Below are 17469 nucleotides of genomic sequence, written 5' to 3'. Positions count from 1 at the left end.
GAGATCTAAGTTACCGCCATCTGCTCAGTTTGAACAAGTAGCTACAATTACCTGATAAGTAAAAGTTTTCGCGTTTTTCGTCAATCTACGGAAATAAAATATACAAATACTAAACAATTGTTTAGTATTAACGTATGTTTATTTTATTATTAAATCCTCATTAAACATCGTAATCTGTGGGCTTAAGTGATATATACAAACAGGTTGGGCCATTTGAATCGTATAAGCTTCCTCAGCGCGAACCAATAATTCAGTCACCAATCTGGGATCCATAAAGGATTTGGTAATTTCTAATCATTTTTACTATTTTCAAATCTAAGAATTTGCATTAAAAAGATAGTGGTGGGTTTTTGATGTCATAAAACCAAAAAAAAAATATAAAACACTGATTAACAAACCAATAAAACAAAAACCTCGACTCCTTTCGACTCCAAAAAAATCAGTATTAAAAGCCTACAGATAAACATTTGCAGGCTTTTATTTTGATGATTTTGACACCGCTTTTTCCATATGTTTGCTGAATAATTTACACACAGGCTTCCTCTGCTTAACTTAATGAGAATGGATATGCCAGCCCTTATCGATTGCGGTTTTCAAATAAATTACAATCTCTGTTTTGCCTGTTTTTTCGCGGGATATGACCATGTAACATATCTTTCAATCTGGCAGAATTCAGATAATGTGTAACCAAAATGCCCGGCAAAACAAAAAAATGTGGATATTGGCAGTATAAGAACACACCGGGCATAACCATGAAAGCAAAAATTATTGTATCAATAATTGTCCTCTTTTTCACTTCGGTAAAAAGCTTTGCCGGCTGGTATGACATCTACAATTATACCGGATACATTGACCGGTATCCCATTACTTTATCATTTCAGTTAAAAGAAGGTTATTTTGGAGAGCCTGCAAAAAAGAGCTACAATATCATTGGCATTTATAAATATGATAAATTCAATAGCCCCATAAGGCTTGAAGGTGTATTTAACCAAAGCACCCATGAGATTAAACTAAATGAGATCGGATCATTTGATAAGATATCTGCGACTTTTAGCCTCCATTTTTCTTCTCTGCAGTTATCTGGCAGCTGGAGCGGGGGAAAAAGCAGATTAGCGGTAAAGCTAAATCTTGCCAATAGGCTCAGTGATCTCGCAGCGGAAGCCTTTGACAATATCCAGATCCTTCAGTATTCTTCATTGCGGGATTACTATTTCATTGGTATATATGCAAAGAAAACTGAAGCCCGGAATGCCGGTATGACTACCTTAAAAATTATCAAAAAAGCAGATAACAAAATCTTTCAAACACTCCATTTTGAGTCAGTCGAAACGCCCACCGGAAACCTGATGACGATTATCTATGATAACATTACCACAGGAAAGGGCAATAATTTTATTATTTCCAATCAAATTGGCAGGGTTGGCGGCTACCTCAGCGTAGATTTTAATCCTAAAAGCAAGCGGTTTATTTTAAATCCAGAGCCCATAGCAGAAGGGGGAAATGGCAGTGAATAATTAAAATACAAACCGTTATAAATAGGCCAGATCGATAAACTGCCTGAGTGCCTTCTTGATCTCATCCTTACCCGACGCCTGCTGGAGGTCTATCCTACAAAATGGATTTTCCTGCATCTTGGCGTGCAGCGTAAGGTAATATACTCCTCCCATTAATATGGCGTACATTGCCCTAAAGTTTTTATCCTTATCTGCAAAGTGTTTATCGATAACCTCACGCAGCATCTGATCGCCGATGTTCTCCCGTTTTAAATCCAGCTCCTTTAACATAGGCAGTTTTTCGCTTAGTCCCCAGGTAATGATCCGGCGCATTTCTTTATTCCAATGATACTATTAAACTGATTTTCGGGCACATGATAAGCAAGCGCTTTTCCCCTCAAGACTAACAAAATATTCATAGATCAGCATCCTGTCAACTCCGGCCTCATCGGCAACCCTACTGATATTTAATCCGGAAAAGGATATGAATACAAATTAACTGAGGCAGAACTACAGTTTTAAGTTTCTATCATTTTTATTATTACTGGTCGCAATGCAATCAATAGGAGATTTAACCAGCTCTATTCAGAAAGAAATAGCGCTGTAATTCATCAGAAGCATTCTTCAGCACATTAAGGAATTAAATTTTGCTAAAATAATTTAGTGGTCTATATTGAATGATTCTCACTGAAGAAATGAATTTTAAAAATTAAAAGAAATCCTTATCTTCAAATCATCTAATCCAAATATGCCTCATGAATAAACGCTCACTCCTACTGGTTTTGCTCATCCCATTTCTGATTTCTTCAGCTTTCTCAAAATCAATTATTCCTAAACACTTACAAGGTTTCTGGAGTTTTCAGGTTAATAATAAAGGCGACTGGAATGGGACTTTAATTGGAGGTGATTATGTAGAACACTTCTACGAAATGTGTAAGGTAGATAGTTTAAGGGAAACAGGTGGTATTTATAAAATATGGCTTACCAGTGAGCGAAAAGTACCTTTAACATTAGAAATCAAAAAAATGGGCAACAATAGGGCATCACTAAAATACGGTCATTGGCAAAATGAAAAAATGTGCACCTGGCAAGAAACCGACCCGGATATCAAGTTTTTCGGGACCAAAACCATACCCCCATTTTTAAAGCAAAACTGGATTTATCCGGCCAAACAACAGGATAACTTTTCAATAACCAAACAATTTAAGCTTCAGCAAAACGGCAAAAAGTGGAATATACTTTGGGCTGGCAGCTATTTGGATAAAGAATATCGCTTATTGGTGAAGGATCAGAAAACCTATAAAATGGTTTATATAGTAAAACAGCCAAATACCTTAAAAGTTAATGATGTAGATGGCGAAATGATTTATGAAAAACAGGCTGGTAATCCTTTGATTTATGCTTTTCTTGGCAATTGGATAAATGAGGAAACCAACGAATGGCATTATGGTTTTTTTGAAGATTTCGCCATTTATAATCAGGAAGCGTATACCTATCAAAAGTTAGCAAAAAAAGGGAACAGCATTAATATTCAACTTTTAGGCAAGGGTAAAGAAAGAAATGTTCAGATCAACATTAAAAACGATAGTGTAGCACAATTGACGGACAGCGAAGGAACGAAAAATGTTTACCTGTTCAAGCATAATCTAAAGCCTTCTAAAATACAAGATACGGATGCTTTTCCGGACAATCATTTTGTAAAGATAGACACCGCAATTATAAGAGGTTTTCTAAGAAATCCATCTTCCAATCAGCCTTTTATGGTGACAACAAACGATGTTTTAACTGAAAAAGAAGTAAGATATTTTGGGGATCTAGATAGCAATGGATTTTTCGAAGTGAAGGTGCCGCTATTAAATACCACAGCCGTAGTGTTAGATTGGGGTCGTGATGGCTCTGGTCGTTGGGATGTGTTAGAACCTGGAGAGACATATTTCTATTTTCAGGATTTTAAAGCCCAGCAAAGATTAGTGATGGGCAACAATGCCAGCTTTCATAATGAAATTATTAATTACAGTCTTTATGCCACTTATCAAAAAACCCAAGAAGAATCGAACATTAAATATTATAGCAAAACCAAAGATTTCTTTGATATCAGTAAGGCTGACTATAAAAAATCGATACAAGCTTTTGAAAATTATTTAACCAGCAACCCCAAAGCTAGTAATAAACTAAAGTATTTTGTACCCACATTTTATAAATTTGAAATGGGTAAAGAGCTCATGCAGCGAAAGTTTCGTTTAGATAGCACAGATCAATACCGTTTTCCAGAAGCATACATCGGTTTTGTAAAAGACACACTTTATAGAAATACACCTCCTAAACCATTTACATTAATCAGGGAGTTTAGCACTTTTAAAAATGATCTTTTTTCCTACCTGCAAGACCGTGATACTTTCTCTGTAAAATGGAATGACCTAATAGAGGAAATGGTGCTGAACAATAATTTCAAAACTACAGCTGCAGAAAGAGTGGCTTTACTCGCTGAAGTAAAAATAAATAGATTTAACGAATCCAAGGAACCGACATCTCCGGTTAAAAGAATGCCTAAAGCACAAAGTGAATTGGCATCATCATTTAGAAAAAACCATTTTGAAGAGATCAAAGATGCTGCCAATAAAAAATTGATGTTCGTATCGCACCAAAATTATTTAAAGTTTACAAACAGCATTGCTGATGAGGATTTGAGGGACCTTTATTTTGCACATAATAGTTATGATTTTTTTAATTATAATAGTGCTTCTATGCCAGATGATGTTTTTAAACTTTCGATGTCAAATATTAAAAACAGTATTTATCGCAACCGCTTAAGTGATATGCAGGAGTCGTATTTAAAACTGGCGAAGGTTGCTCCTGAATATGTAGAAAGTTTAAAAAGAACAGATCATTTAAAATCTTCCAAAAATGCAGATTCTATATTTGCTGCATTAATCAGTCCGTATAAAGGCAAGGTCATTTATGTTGATTTCTGGGGTACCTGGTGTGGCCCATGCAAAGGAGAAATGCCTTATGTTAAAGCCGTTAAAGACGCGCTTAAGGGAAAAGATGTAATCTTCATGTATTTCGCCAATAACTCGCCTGAAGAAAGCTGGAAAAACATCATAAATGAAAATAAGCTTACCGGAGAAAATGCCGTGCATTATCGTTTACCTAGTGAACAGCAGAGTATAATTGAAAATAGACTATCTATTAATAGCTTTCCAACTTATATATTGATTGATAAAGATGGCAATATTAACAATATGAAACCACCACGCCCCAGCGACAATAAAGTATTGGTTGCTGCTATAGATAAACTTTTGAATAGTAAGGCGGAGAAATAAATCACATCCACTGACCAAATTATAACACCTTTCTGCGGGAGATTAATGTATCTTAATTCATTCTGACCTGATTATCAAAATGAGAATTTCCCCTAAAATGTTGCGTCCCCACTTTTGGTTTTATACATTAAGTAATTTAAACGACTTCAACTATCTTTGGGTTACAACCATTACTCTGAAAACAATTTAAGATTAAAATGCGATGAGAACAATCAATCCCTGGATCAACTTCAATGGAAATGCTGAAGAAGCATTCAACTTTTACAAATCAGTTTTTGGCGGAGAATTCACAAAAGTTATTCGTTTCAAAGACTTGGCAAATGCTGATTTTCAAGTACCAGAAAATGAGGTAGATAAAATCATGCACATTTCCCTGCCAATAGGCAAACACAACGTATTGATAGCCAATGATGTCCCAGAATTTATGGGAAGGGTTAATGAAAACGAAAATAGGTCTAAAATATCAATTAGTGCTGAAAGCCGGGAGGAAGCAGATAAAGTATTTCAAGGGCTATCGGCAGGCGGAGCGATTGAAGGACCTATTGGCGACAGTCCCTGGGGTACTTATGCCGGAATGTTTAGAGACAAATATGGCATTGAATGGATTGTGGAATTTGATCCAGATGATAACGGACAAATTTAAGCCAGGAAAATTAGCTCCTGATATGCTGCTAAATCCATTACCTTAGCGTTAAGCTAGGCATTTGCCCGTAAAATCGAAATTGAAAGATCTGAAAACGATATTAAGTGTTCGATGGAAGGTTCCCCAGTCTATAAACAACAAACCCACAATTTGTGGGTTTGTTGTTGTAATTATCATCATTATTAAAAAGTTAATATTTTTAAGCTGCTACTGATCTGTCATCTTGAGTATTAAGGCATCACCCTGCGGCTTAATACGAAAAATACTACCGTTTGATGGTTTCTCGAAGCTGCCTTTTGTGGCCACCAATTGATATGGATGATTGTCGAAAATATAGTCCATATGGTTCGTTTGAATATCGTTAAGCGGCAAATTTTGTTGATTTGTCGCGTTGAAATCGAGAAACCAGGTTGCCAGTGGCTTGCCTTTTAATCTTACCATGATCGACTTTTCTTTAAGATCGATTTCAAAACTCCCGTTTTGAACAGGCCACGAAATATGTGCGGTGCTCTTGCCCGAATTGGTAAATATTGGGTCGCCGCCTTTTATGGCTTGATCCTGCCCGCCGGTATTGTCCATCAACAGAAGCCCTGCCGGGTCACCCGCTTTGCCCCATAAAAAACCATCTACCACGGGAAGGGTATAGAAAAAACTTTGATTGGTTGTGGTTACCGCATTCAGGTATTTGTCCGGAACGGTCTCATTAAACAAGTGGATATCCGTAATGCGCAGGCTCCCCTTTTCCCAGAGTAGATTGATCCTGTAGAACCGGCTATTGTACCATATCGTTTTTTTATCACTATTACCCAAATCCTTAGTCACCGTAAAAGTTGTTGCCGGGGTTACCTTGTAATTTTTCTTAAACCACTGTCCGGATTGGGCCATGGTTTCTACCTGTACCTTGCCCTGTTCCCTCAGCTGGGCAATGATTGGCATCTGTATTTCCAGTCCTTTTTTCATGGCGTCCCAGGTAAAAGAATTTTCCTGACCTGCCTGCGTGTAATTAAAACCAAGGGATGGGTCGTTAGAGAAAGTCTGAAAAAACCAGTTGATCCATTGGAGATTGCCGCCTGCATGACCATACACGGGCTCCAGTGTCGTTACGGTACTTCCATCAGCATATTGCCTGATCGGGTCGCTTCCAAGTAATCTAAAAACCGGGAGCGGAAGTTGTTTCTCGGCATGCTGTGCGGGCATGTATGCGTTAACACGACTTGGATAATAGGCCTGGTTCCAGTATCCACCCCAAAGCGTAAAACCATCAGTACCTACCTGATCCTTGCAATTTGCTGAGGCTACGATCTTATATTTATCGTACATATAATTTAGTGAATGTGCATCAATCACCCAGGAAGCGACGGATTTTGGATAGTACCCAAATATTTTTTTAAAATCGGCAAAATAAACATCGATGATCTTTTCGCGCTCTGCCGGGCTGTAGCCTACTGAAAAACCAACATCCGAATGCCAGTCCCAAGAATATTTTCCCCTCCATTTTATACCCGCCTTTTCGATAAGCGGTTGTGGAAGTTCCCACCAAGCACCAATTTCGAACGATTCTTTTGGAAGAGCGGATAAGAGCTTTTGATATCTGGGATCCATTAAGGCATCATACTGGAGCAGGAAAGTCCCTGGCAGATGATACTTTTTCATGATTTCCACCTGGCTTACTACGGTTTGATAAAGCACATCCTGGGTAATCCGGGCATCTCTGGGCTCAAGCAACCTGATAAAATTTACAATGTTCACGATCTTACGCCCATCTTTGGAAGGAGTATCGCGATGCTTGCGGATCAGGCCACTGAATGACGACATTGTAACCAATAGCATAAGACCGATAGTGAGTAGCTGGATTTTGTTTTTACTTTGCATTCTATTTTAGGTGTGCTAATTAATAAATTTAAGATAAACCGCTGTGGAAACCATTGTTTCGGCCTGCAGTTTAACGACTGAAAACAAACGCGATCAGTTCGAAGTGTAAACCTAAATAATTCCATGAGCTTAATGAAATAAGATCTCTTATATATCATTTAATTCCAATGTAATTATAACTTTCTTAAATATTTTAATTTTCGAAATGGTAGCTTTCCTATCAGTTCAGTATAAGCTGACAGGAACGCTCATTCATGATCAATAGGCACCAGATTCGGCGAGATGAGCGTTTGTTGAATTGAAACCGATAAAACTTTATTTATGGGTACCTCTGCCATTAAGTGCCTATCAATAAACATCTTTTGGTATATCCCCCATCTGGATCAATAGTTTTCCACCGTTTTGGATATCACTGAGTTTGATAAACGGAGCTTTCAACTGATTGCCATCCAATGAAAATGACCGAACATACCTATTCTCGGCATTGTTATTTCTTGTTTCAATTTCAAAATCATTTCCACTATAATATTTTTTATTGCCTTTAATTTTGATGCTGTTAAAAACCGGGGCTGAAAGTCCGATTTCAGGTGCAGCATCGGTAAAACCCTTCACATCAAAAATACCCATTGAAGCCATTACATACCAGGCCCCAAGCTGCCCCTGATCTTCATCCTGACCATATCCATAGCCATGAATACCTTCGGTACCGTAAAATTCATCTAAAATTTTTCTTACCCACTTTTGTGTAAGTGAAGGTTTTCCTGAGAAATTGAATAGCCATGAAATATGTAGATTGGGCTGATTACCGTGATTATATAGACTTTCCAATCCAGAAAAGGCATCTATCGTAGTGCCACCGCCAAATTTATTTTTTTCTGAAACGGTAAAAATGCTATCCAATCTATTGTTGAAATTATCCCTACCAATAGCCGAAATCAAAGCCATTGGATTTTGCGGGACATAAAAAGTGTATTGCCAGGCATTTCCTTCCTGAAAACCCCTCCAGGCTGCTTTGGGTTCAAAATCTGATATAAATTTTCCCTTATCATCTTTTGGGCGGATGAACCTGGAGGAAGGATCAAAAATGGTTTTCCATGCATTCGAAAGCGCTGTGAGTGTATTATAATCCTCCGTTTTATTTAGAAGTTTTGCCCATTGGCCAACAGCATAACAACTAAAGGCATACTCGAGCGTATGCGAAGCCGAAAACTTCCAGTTCTCGTCGGCTCCGGCACCATTATCTAAATGATTTACATAACCATACTGTATAAACCTTTCTAAATCAGGCTTTCCAGCACCAAATGGTCGATCCTTAAATGTTAATTCATTTTTTAGTGCAGCTTCATAGGCTGTTTTTACATCAAAGTCCCTTATGCCGGAATTGTAAGCTGAAGCTAAAGCCAAACTTACAAAATTTGTACCCACACCAGACACGTAACGGCTATTGGCAATACCATCAGCCAGCCAGCCAGCATCTTTATACACCAACAACTGACTTTTAACCCAATCGGAATAATATTCTGGATAAGCGATGGCCCAAAGTTGGGTCAAATTCCAAAAAGCCCCCCAAATCGCATCAGTATTATAGTGGTTATGCACCGGAACATTATTTTTATCAAGTGGGATCCTGCCAATTCCACCATTGTTTTTGGGGTAAGCACCATTTACATCACTGGCCAAACCGCGACCAGATAAAGCGTGGTATAAACCGGTATAAAACTTGGTGAGGTCATTTTTATTTTCGGAGCTAACCCTTATTCTTCCAAGGTAGCTTGCCCAGGTATCCAGTGCTTGTTCTTTTGCCGCATCAAATGAAAGAGAGGCGGCTTCCTTTGTTAAGTTTAGCCTGGCATTTTCTATCGAAGTATAAGAGAGTCCTGCTTTCAATGTAATACTTTCTTTTTCCCGGGTAGAAAAAGTAAGGTAAAGACCAGCACCCTTACCGCTTGAACTTTTCTTTCCCCTGAAAACTTTTGCACCCTTAAAGACGCCAAAAGTGACAGGCTTTTTACTTGATACAGCAGAAAAGTACATTTTTACCGATGCTCCAGGTTGGTATTTCTGTACATACAGTGGCTGTGTGATAACATAACCTTCAATTCTTCCATCCTGACTGAGATAAACCTTTGCATCGCTCACTTCACCGCTCTCCCCTTGCCGGTGGCCTATATCAAAAATGATGTTTGCCTGTTTCGACCGTGGAAATGTATAGCGGTGAAAAGCAACACGTTTCGTTGAAGTTAATTCGGCCTTAATCCCATAATCTTTTAAAAGTACAGCATAATAACCTGGAATGGCGGTTTCATCTTGATGATCAAAAGTAGATCGGTAACCTGTTTCAGGCTGTTCCAAACTACCTGCCAGTGTTTGAAGTTTTCCCGTTGATGGGGCAAATACAATTCCTCCGATCTGAAATTCGTGAAAATTGGCAAAACCTTCTATGGAAGTATGTCTTTGGTCGTAACCTACGGCTTCCCAACCACTTTTATTGCCATAAGAACCATTGGTGGACGGTGCTGGTTTGGCCATTCCGAAGGGCACAGCTCCTGGGGTAAAGTAAAACCACCGGCTGTGTGCAGTACCAATACGCGGGTCTGCATAAGTTAATAAATCGCGATCGGATTGTGCGCTTACAGAATTATAGAATAAGTTAATCAGCAATAGAAAGGTAAACCTCATGTTTATTTTCAATATCATATCCATAAATCCTGTTGTTTGGTTAATGAAAAAACACTTGCTTATCTGCACCATCTTTCCAATCGTTTTCGATCTGCTCAAGCGATTTTCCTTTGGTTTCGGGAAGCAATTTATAAACTGCAATAAAAGCTACGATACAGAAAAAGGCAAAAAACCAAAAAGTTCCTGCGCTGCCGATTTCATTCAATAAAATTGGTGTAATCTGGCCTACAATTGTATCAGCTACCCACATCACCATAATACTGATGGCCAAAGCTCTTCCTCTTATGGCACCTGGAAATATTTCTGAGGCCACCACAAATTTTAGCGGACCGATTGAACAGGCAAAACAGGCCAAAAATGCCAGAACACATATTAACAGCCAAATGCTTGATGTGGCATTAAAATAGAAACAAATACCAGTAAGTATCAATGAAATTGCCGCACCTGCGGTGCCATAGAGATAAAGTGGCCTCCTGCCCCAGCTATCTACTTTCCAAATGGCAAATAGGGTAAAAACCATATTCGCCAATCCAAAAATAATCTGGCTGATCAGCGAATTGCTTAACGATATACCTGCATTTCCAAGTATCCGTGGTCCATAATAAATAATCGCGTTAATACCACTAAACTGAGAGAATAAGGGCAGCAAAATACCGATTAGCAGCGCCTTCCGCATGGATGGGGCAAATAATGCCTGATAAGAGCCCTTCGAACTATTATTTTCTGTTGTAAGCTGCCCTGATTTAATTTCAGATAAGCGCTGTCCGGTAATCCTGCTGATAATTAAAGTGCCTTCATCAATTCTGCCCTTCTGTATCAGCCATCTTGGACTTTCGGGAATAAGCAATAATCCCAACAGGAACAAGACTGCCGGCAGCACCCCCATGCCCAACATCCCCCGCCAAACTTCCTGGTTAAAAATGCTGCTTAAAGCGGTAGGATCAACAGCCGCTGCAGATATACCATTTAATAAAGCTGCATTACTCAGGTAAGCTACCAAAATGCCTAGCGTAAGCGCAAATTGATAATAAGTAACCAACCTGCCCCTAATCTGAGCAGGTGCTATTTCAGAAATATAAAGCGGTACCACATTTGATGCTATCCCGATACCAATACCACCCAAAACCCTAAAAGCAATTACGCCCGAAAGGCCAGGCCATAATGCACAGCCCAGTGCGGATGCAACAAACAGGACGGCCGTTAGAATCAGTGGTTTTTTTCTTCCAAACCGATCACTTAGCTCACCTGAGACCGCTACACCAATGATACAGCCCACCAAGGCAGAAGATACAAACCAGCCTTCCTGAGATGCACTTAAAGCAAACTGCTTCTGCACCAAAGGCAAAACGCCCGATATCACGGCCATATCAAAGCCAAATAAAAAGCCACCCAATGAGGCCACAAGCGTTATTAAAAGTACACTGGTTTTTTTTTGCTTACTCATAAATTTTTATTTGGTTTGAATTGTTTTTTTGGGTCAGATAAATTCTTTAGCTAAACTCTACAATAGGCTTTTGTGCCTGATTAGCGCTGCAAAAAACTCAGATTATCTTTTACAAATGCCTTAATTACCTTAGCTCTCCCCTTACCCGCATTCACCAGGGTATAACTTTCTGCAGCCGCCGGAATCACAAAAGTTTCTGCATAATGAAAATCAGAAATATCGCCATTAGTATTTTTTATTTTGATGGCAGTACCTTCAACAAGCATCAATATATGGCAAATATCATTTGTTTTTACGGTTACCTGGGTATCAAATTCCAGACGGTGAACATCATAAAAATGTTCCTGATGCGTGGCCAGATGAATTATCTCCCAATCATCCCCTTTTTCGATAACCACAGGTTTAGCAATTAATTCTTTTATAACAGTTTCTCCTTTTCTGTTAAAATCTAAATTTTTAAAGGCATGTTCAATATTAATCGGTCGGGGCTTTCCATCTAAGCCCAGGCGGAGCCAATCGTACATCTTAAATGTAAAGATGTAGGGTGTTGCACTAATCTCCAGCACCAGGTTATTGGCGCCGGCACTGTGTACAGTGCTGTTCGGGATTAAAAAAAGATCGTGTTTTTTAGCTTCATGTACCTGCACATATTTTTCGATATCAATTTTCTGACCTAATTTCTGACTTTCTATTAGAGCTTTATTAAATTCAATCGGATTAATATCGTCCTGGAAGCCCAGATAAACTTTAGCATCATCTTTACAATTTAAAATGTAATAGGTTTCATCCTGTGTAATGTTTTCGCCAAATTCTTCGCGGATGTATTTTAATGAGGGATGGCATTGCACGGAGAGATTTCCTCCATCAATCGTATCCAAAAAATCAAATCTGACCGGAAATTCCGTTCCGAAAATTGGGGCATGCTTTCCCAATACAGACTGGTATTCACTGAACATTAAAAAATCAAAGGCGACTTCCAAAAGATTACCGTTACTTTCAAATACGATACCGTTTTCTGGCACAATCAATTCAAAAGACCAGGCATAGTTCACTTCGTTTTTGTTTAGTCCTTCTATATTTTCCTTAAGCCAATGACCTCCCCATGCACCGGCTTCAAACCAGGGTCTTACCCTGAACACAGATCTGCTGATCAGTTTTAATCCTTTTTTTAGTTCATTGCCAAATATCCAGTTTAGGGATGATCTATGCTGCACATCGGCAACAATATCTATTCGGTTTAAGATTTCTGCTTTATGCGCATTGAGTACCACCCAATCGACAAAATAAAATCTTTTGTACATCTCATAGGAGTTTGACATCTTATCCGCTCCAAGATTGTTTACCGAACCCGCCCGCATTCGGTACTGGATCTCGTTTTTAGGGATTTCCAGGTAAATTACAGCCGCATCCCAATTGCTTAACGCTGCCCCCATCCCCATTACGATATTTACTTCATATTGAGCATCCGGTTGTGCGTATAGGTATTCCCCATTAAAAAAATCTCCAAGTTTAAGTGTCGTTTTTTTCCCCCACACGCTATTATTTTCACCTATAAAAGGGTTAACCAACTGTAATACCTCTTCAGCATTTTTCATACTATGCGAAGTACGGACCCAGTTAACGGTAACATTTCTTTTTGTAAACTCTTGCTGTAAAAGGAATTCTATTTCGTGCCAAAAAACGCCGATATAGCCATCTATAATTACCGTTTTCTTTTCAATAATCCACGATGCCAATGACGAATAGCCACTGAATATTTTCCCATCACCCAGGCAATGGAAAGGGTATATATTATATTTCTCTACTGCCTGCTTAACCTGACTGATATTTTCTGGTAAAATCTTTTCTTCGCTCTGTCTCCACTTACTCCCCACGGGTATATGCTCAATACTATTTTTAAATTCCATAATTTGGATATGTTTCAACAAATGTATATATGTATATACATATATCATAATATTTTAAAAAATTTATTATTCTTCAGATGAGATAACCTCATATAATGAAGATATCTCCTTCTGATGACGTTCTTATACCCTATCCGGTAATATTGGGTTTATGGGTGCTTTTTTTATCTTTGTCTGGATGCATTATAATTTCCCCGTCTAAAAAAAGGCGTATCACAAAAAAAATGAAATTTTCAATCGATCATAAAAGTCCTGTTCCATTACACATTCAGGCTGAAGAATTATTGCGGAACCTGATCAAAGATCCCGAATACGCAACCAAATCTCTGCCGAACGAAGTTGATATGGCTAAGCAGTTGGCCATATCCAGAAGCACGCTGAGGCAGGCCCTTAATAAATTGGTTTATGAGGGTTTGTTGATCCGAAAAAAAGGCATTGGGACCAAAGTTGCCGTTGGCGCAGTTAGCTCTAAAGCGAGCAACTGGTTGAGCTTTTCTCAGGAAATGCAGGCACGCGGCATTCCCATCAAAAACTTTGAACTTCACATCAGCTGGGTGTTTCCGGATGAAAAACTGGCTCATTTTTTTCATATTGGTACAGATAAAAAAATTTTAAAACTGGAACGTGTCAGAGGAAAAGCTGAAGGACCTTTTGTTTATTTTATATCTTATTTTCACCCCAGGATAGCACTTACTGGCGATGAAGATTTCAAACGCCCCCTCTACGATATATTGGCAGATCATTCTTTTATTGCAACGCTGTCGAAGGAGGAAATAAGTGCAAAAGGTGCCGATAAATTTATTGCGGAGAAACTGAATATCGAAATCGGAAGCCCTTTACTTTTTAGGAAACGTTTTGTATTTGATCAGGGCGATAGGCCGATTGAATATAATTTAGGCTATTATCTTTCGGATAGTTTTGTTTACAGTGTAGAAAGCAGGCGCAATGTATAAAAGAAATCATCCACGAAATTTACTGATGCAAAGTTGGTTAGTGATTTAGCCCTTTGACTGGCAAAAAGGATGTGGCCAAAGCCGTATCCTCTTTCTTAATCAGCGTAGCAAGGCTCGACTAGCGGTTCCCGCTCCCCAATTAAAGAAACCGGGGCATTAAGTTTTCCGAAATCCCTGCCTGAAGGATACTGGCGACTGCGTGGTTTTTTGCTTAAATAATTTACTAAACGATGGGACATGTTCAAATCCCAGATGATAGGCGATTTCGCTTACTGTAAGATCAGTTGATGATAGCTTTTCTTTAGCCACTATAATGAGTTTTTCATGGATATGCTGCTGGGTGTTTAAGCCAGTCAGTTCTTTTAATAGCCCGCTCAGGTAATTTGGAGACATATTCAGCTTTTCTGCAACAAATTGAACCGTTGGGAGCCCTTGTTGCAGCCGTTCGGCACTGCTAAAACAATTATCCAGTAGATTTTCCAAACGGTTTAACACATTATGGCTGGCCACACTACGGGTGATGAATTGCCGGTGATAGAAACGGTCGGCATAACCCAGTAGTGCTTCTACTTCAGCAATGATAATCTGCTGCGAAAAACGGTCGGTATAAATACCAAATTCCTGTCTGATATGACCGATAAGTCCCTCCAGTAACTGCTCTTCCTGTTCTGACAAGAAAAGTGCTTCATTTGCCGAATAACCAAAATAACCATACTCCCTGATCTTTTTTGCCAGTGCTGTATTCGCTAAAAAATCAGGGTGTACCAACAACATCCATCCGGAAGGGGCCGTATTTGCAAATTCATCAATTTCTACCCTCAATACCTGTCCGGGCGCCAGAAAAAAAGAACTCCCTCGTCGAAGTCGTAAGATTGCTGTCCATAAAGCATCTTGAAGTTCAGATCCCTTTTAACAGCGATCGAATAGAAATCGAATACCACGCTTACTCCATTGCGATCCTTCGGATGGCGGATCTCAGCATAGTCTATCAGACTAATTAATGGATGTATTGGCCCCGGCAGGTTATTGAGCCTGTGAAACTCGGTAATGGTTTTTACCCTGTATGGTGCAACACCCGTCATGTTACGAATTTAAGTTTTTTAACGTTGCTTTCAGTAAGCTTTTGTTCAAAAAACCGAGGAAAAATTCAGGCATTAACCTGCTCATGATCTTGAGCACTTTGGAAATTCCGGGTTTAATCTCCAGTTGATCTCTTAACAAGCCTTTAACGGCGATATTCACCATTTTGTTTACTGCCATATTTTGGCTGCTATCCACAAAGCCCGTGAAAGCATCCTGCAAGGGTGTTTCCGTGCTCGGAGGGGCCAGTTCAAACACTTTAACATTGGTTTCCTTCAGTTGTAAACGCAGTACACGGGTGTAGGCATGGAGTCCGGCCTTTGCCGCACTATAAACAGGTGATGCCGGAAATGGAATAAAAGCCAGTCCGGAGGAAACATTGACAATAGCGGCTGATGGTCTGTTGAGCAAATGTGGTAAAAATTGTTGCACCATCCTGATCGGACCTGAAAGGTCTAAGTCGATCTCGGCTGTAATTTCCTGACCATTGTCATTGCTATCCAAGAGGTTGAGGTTACGCATAATCCCGGCATTATTGATGATGATATTGAGTTTAGGAAATTGCGTGCTAACCGTTTTGAATAATTCCCGGATTGCGCCCGGATCGCTGGCATCGCTCTCAAAAATGTGAACCTGGGGATACTGGCGCTTTACCTCTTCCAAACGGGCAATGCTCCGGCCGGTAATCAGTATGGAGGAAGGGCCTTGTAAGATTAATTGTTTTACGAATTCAAGGCCAATACCGCTCGTACCGCCTGTGATCAATATGGTGCTGTTTTTAAGTTCCATTGTTCTTGTTATTATTACCCTACAAAGTTGCACTTACCTGGAGGAGAAAGTTTAGTATAATCTAGGTTTACGTTAGCCAAAAGCAACGATGAATACTTGTCCTACAGGTCTAAGAATGCACAGCGCATGATAAAAAGGGTGGTCCGATTATTGTTTCAATGAAAAATATCTGTAATTAAATCTCCTATTCATGAACCGTGTACTTATTTTAGTTTTATTGAGCCTTTTTATAACAGAAGCTAACGCACAGCAAAAACGCAAAATTAAGATCGCTCCACCACCTAAAATGGACGTGCCACCGCCACCAGCAATCGAACCCAGTTACAAAGAAACCGAAGCGCTTGCTGCCGATCCCTTGAAAGGAACATTTGTCGCATTCTGGACAGATACCTTATACAAAATGACCGATACCGCTTTTACAGCCGAACAGTGGTGTTTTAGTCCTAATGGAATGGGCACAGCAAGGTTAAGTAGAAATGTATTGTACTATCCCAAAGGATTTACCAAAGATTCTCTTACTACAAAAACACGAAACAACATTTTGCCACTTTCAAGCGAAACGGATTTTGAGGATGGGGACTATACTTACGACAATAAAATACCTAAAACCGCAACAACATTAATTTTTACTGGCAAAAAAACAAATAAACCCACTTTATTTACGATCGTATGGTTGGGGAAAGGTGCCGAAAAAAAAATTGCTTTCTTGTTGACAGAAGATACGAAAGTGAGATGGAACGCCGGAGACCCGCCAGCCGCTATAATCGCACCAGCACCGCATTAAATCATTATCGGGAATTTACTGGCAAAATGTGGATCATCAGGAAAATTGCACAGTCCGGTATGGCTAAGTTTAGTTTGATCCTTCTCTTTAAACAACTTAAACTTCAGTTCCGAAAGGCCGGGGTAACCTTTATAGGCCCAGCTGTGCGCCAACCGCTTTCCTTCATGAACCTGCTTAACCTGCCATTCTTTTTGATAAGGCGATCCATCATCCTTAAATTCGAACGTAAAACCTACAACAGGCCCAGATTTCTTCAACTGGGAAAATACGGTGCGCGCAGCTAGTTTTCATCAGTAAGCGCTTGCCATAATTTTCATCAGTAAGCGCTTGCCATAATTTTCAATCGGAGCATCATAAGCCTGCTCCAGTACTAAAGCATAAATCAATAACGTTGCCTGTTGGTATTAGTTGCAGGATTTGGGATCTCATAATCGAGTAGGAAGATAGGGATTAGTTCCCTATCTGTCCTCTCACACCACTGTACGTACCGTTCGGTATACAA

Annotated in this window: 14 protein-coding genes; 5 read left to right on the top strand and 9 right to left on the bottom strand. The window is 39.4% G+C overall.

The annotated features are described in order from the left end of the window. The first annotated feature begins 752 nt into the window (after positions 1 to 752). Complete coding sequence (locus tag AC04Q1_RS21795; protein ID WP_478366657.1) at positions 753 to 1514, top strand: hypothetical protein; 762 nt, start codon at positions 753 to 755, stop codon at positions 1512 to 1514. 15 nt (positions 1515 to 1529) lie between these two features. On the opposite strand, the gene AC04Q1_RS21790 is transcribed toward AC04Q1_RS21795, so the two are convergent. Next, complete coding sequence (locus AC04Q1_RS21790) at positions 1530 to 1826, bottom strand: hypothetical protein (RefSeq protein ID WP_478366656.1); 297 nt, start codon at positions 1824 to 1826, stop codon at positions 1530 to 1532. Between the two features lie 422 nt (positions 1827 to 2248). On the opposite strand from AC04Q1_RS21790, the gene AC04Q1_RS21785 reads away from it, so the two are divergent. Together AC04Q1_RS21785 and AC04Q1_RS21780 are read left to right on the top strand one after the other, a co-directional pair. Further along, positions 2249 to 4816 (top strand): TlpA family protein disulfide reductase, encoded by a 2568-nt coding sequence (locus tag AC04Q1_RS21785; protein ID WP_478366655.1) that lies wholly within the window; start codon positions 2249 to 2251, stop codon positions 4814 to 4816. A gap of 202 nt (positions 4817 to 5018) precedes the next feature. Further along, positions 5019 to 5459: a VOC family protein gene (locus AC04Q1_RS21780; RefSeq protein WP_478366654.1), complete on the top strand. Its 441-nt coding sequence runs from the start codon at positions 5019 to 5021 to the stop codon at positions 5457 to 5459. 207 nt (positions 5460 to 5666) lie between these two features. On the opposite strand, the gene AC04Q1_RS21775 is transcribed toward AC04Q1_RS21780, so the two are convergent. From AC04Q1_RS21775 to AC04Q1_RS21760, 4 genes are all read right to left on the bottom strand, one after another. After that, complete coding sequence (locus AC04Q1_RS21775) at positions 5667 to 7331, bottom strand: hypothetical protein (protein ID WP_478366653.1); 1665 nt, start codon at positions 7329 to 7331, stop codon at positions 5667 to 5669. Between the two features lie 348 nt (positions 7332 to 7679). Next, positions 7680 to 10034 (bottom strand): GH92 family glycosyl hydrolase, encoded by a 2355-nt coding sequence (locus AC04Q1_RS21770; protein WP_478366652.1) that lies wholly within the window; start codon positions 10032 to 10034, stop codon positions 7680 to 7682. 16 nt (positions 10035 to 10050) lie between these two features. After that, positions 10051 to 11454, bottom strand: coding sequence for a sugar porter family MFS transporter (locus AC04Q1_RS21765; RefSeq protein ID WP_478366651.1), 1404 nt, complete (start codon positions 11452 to 11454; stop codon positions 10051 to 10053). An 80-nt stretch (positions 11455 to 11534) separates the two neighbouring features. Next, the gene (locus AC04Q1_RS21760) at positions 11535 to 13361 is read right to left on the bottom strand and encodes a class I mannose-6-phosphate isomerase (RefSeq protein WP_478366650.1); all 1827 of its coding nucleotides are present in this window, start codon (positions 13359 to 13361) and stop codon (positions 11535 to 11537) included. A 224-nt stretch (positions 13362 to 13585) separates the two neighbouring features. Here AC04Q1_RS21760 and AC04Q1_RS21755 point away from each other — a divergent pair, with 224 nt between their 5' ends. Then, positions 13586 to 14314, top strand: a complete 729-nt coding sequence (locus AC04Q1_RS21755; protein WP_478366649.1) for a GntR family transcriptional regulator — start codon at positions 13586 to 13588, stop codon at positions 14312 to 14314. A gap of 156 nt (positions 14315 to 14470) precedes the next feature. Here AC04Q1_RS21755 and AC04Q1_RS21750 read toward each other — a convergent pair whose 3' ends face one another. From AC04Q1_RS21750 to AC04Q1_RS21740, 3 genes are read right to left on the bottom strand one after another with little or no spacing between them, the layout of a single operon-like run. After that, positions 14471 to 15136, bottom strand: a complete 666-nt coding sequence (locus AC04Q1_RS21750; protein ID WP_478366648.1) for a helix-turn-helix domain-containing protein — start codon at positions 15134 to 15136, stop codon at positions 14471 to 14473. Beyond that, positions 15133 to 15396 (bottom strand): hypothetical protein, encoded by a 264-nt coding sequence (locus AC04Q1_RS21745; protein ID WP_478366647.1) that lies wholly within the window; start codon positions 15394 to 15396, stop codon positions 15133 to 15135. The genes AC04Q1_RS21750 and AC04Q1_RS21745 overlap by 4 nt, the downstream gene beginning before the upstream one ends. Position 15397: 1 nt before the next feature. Beyond that, positions 15398 to 16183, bottom strand: coding sequence for an SDR family oxidoreductase (locus AC04Q1_RS21740; protein ID WP_478366646.1), 786 nt, complete (start codon positions 16181 to 16183; stop codon positions 15398 to 15400). 190 nt (positions 16184 to 16373) lie between these two features. Between AC04Q1_RS21740 and AC04Q1_RS21735 the strand changes: the two genes are divergently transcribed. After that, positions 16374 to 16967, top strand: a complete 594-nt coding sequence (locus AC04Q1_RS21735; protein ID WP_478366645.1) for a hypothetical protein — start codon at positions 16374 to 16376, stop codon at positions 16965 to 16967. On the opposite strand, the gene AC04Q1_RS21730 is transcribed toward AC04Q1_RS21735, so the two are convergent. Next, a complete protein-coding gene (locus AC04Q1_RS21730; protein WP_478366644.1) occupies positions 16964 to 17224 on the bottom strand; it encodes an SRPBCC family protein in 261 nt (86 codons plus the stop codon). The genes AC04Q1_RS21735 and AC04Q1_RS21730 overlap by 4 nt on opposite strands. Positions 17225 to 17469 lie beyond the last annotated feature (245 nt).

The organism is Pedobacter humicola (genome assembly GCF_056490705.1).
This window is presented reverse-complemented; position numbering and strand designations above follow the sequence as displayed.

Coding starts and splice junctions, on each gene's coding strand:
- AC04Q1_RS21795 (WP_478366657.1), top strand. CDS start 753: ATGAAAGCAAAAATTATTGTATCAATAATTGTCCTCTTTTTCACTTCG.
- AC04Q1_RS21765 (WP_478366651.1), bottom strand. CDS start 11,454: ATGAGTAAGCAAAAAAAAACCAGTGTACTTTTAATAACGCTTGTGGCC.
- AC04Q1_RS21755 (WP_478366649.1), top strand. CDS start 13,586: ATGAAATTTTCAATCGATCATAAAAGTCCTGTTCCATTACACATTCAG.
- AC04Q1_RS21780 (WP_478366654.1), top strand. CDS start 5,019: ATGAGAACAATCAATCCCTGGATCAACTTCAATGGAAATGCTGAAGAA.
- AC04Q1_RS21740 (WP_478366646.1), bottom strand. CDS start 16,183: ATGGAACTTAAAAACAGCACCATATTGATCACAGGCGGTACGAGCGGT.
- AC04Q1_RS21775 (WP_478366653.1), bottom strand. CDS start 7,331: ATGCAAAGTAAAAACAAAATCCAGCTACTCACTATCGGTCTTATGCTA.
- AC04Q1_RS21785 (WP_478366655.1), top strand. CDS start 2,249: ATGAATAAACGCTCACTCCTACTGGTTTTGCTCATCCCATTTCTGATT.
- AC04Q1_RS21770 (WP_478366652.1), bottom strand. CDS start 10,034: ATGGATATGATATTGAAAATAAACATGAGGTTTACCTTTCTATTGCTG.
- AC04Q1_RS21745 (WP_478366647.1), bottom strand. CDS start 15,396: ATGACGGGTGTTGCACCATACAGGGTAAAAACCATTACCGAGTTTCAC.
- AC04Q1_RS21735 (WP_478366645.1), top strand. CDS start 16,374: ATGAACCGTGTACTTATTTTAGTTTTATTGAGCCTTTTTATAACAGAA.
- AC04Q1_RS21790 (WP_478366656.1), bottom strand. CDS start 1,826: ATGCGCCGGATCATTACCTGGGGACTAAGCGAAAAACTGCCTATGTTA.
- AC04Q1_RS21760 (WP_478366650.1), bottom strand. CDS start 13,361: ATGGAATTTAAAAATAGTATTGAGCATATACCCGTGGGGAGTAAGTGG.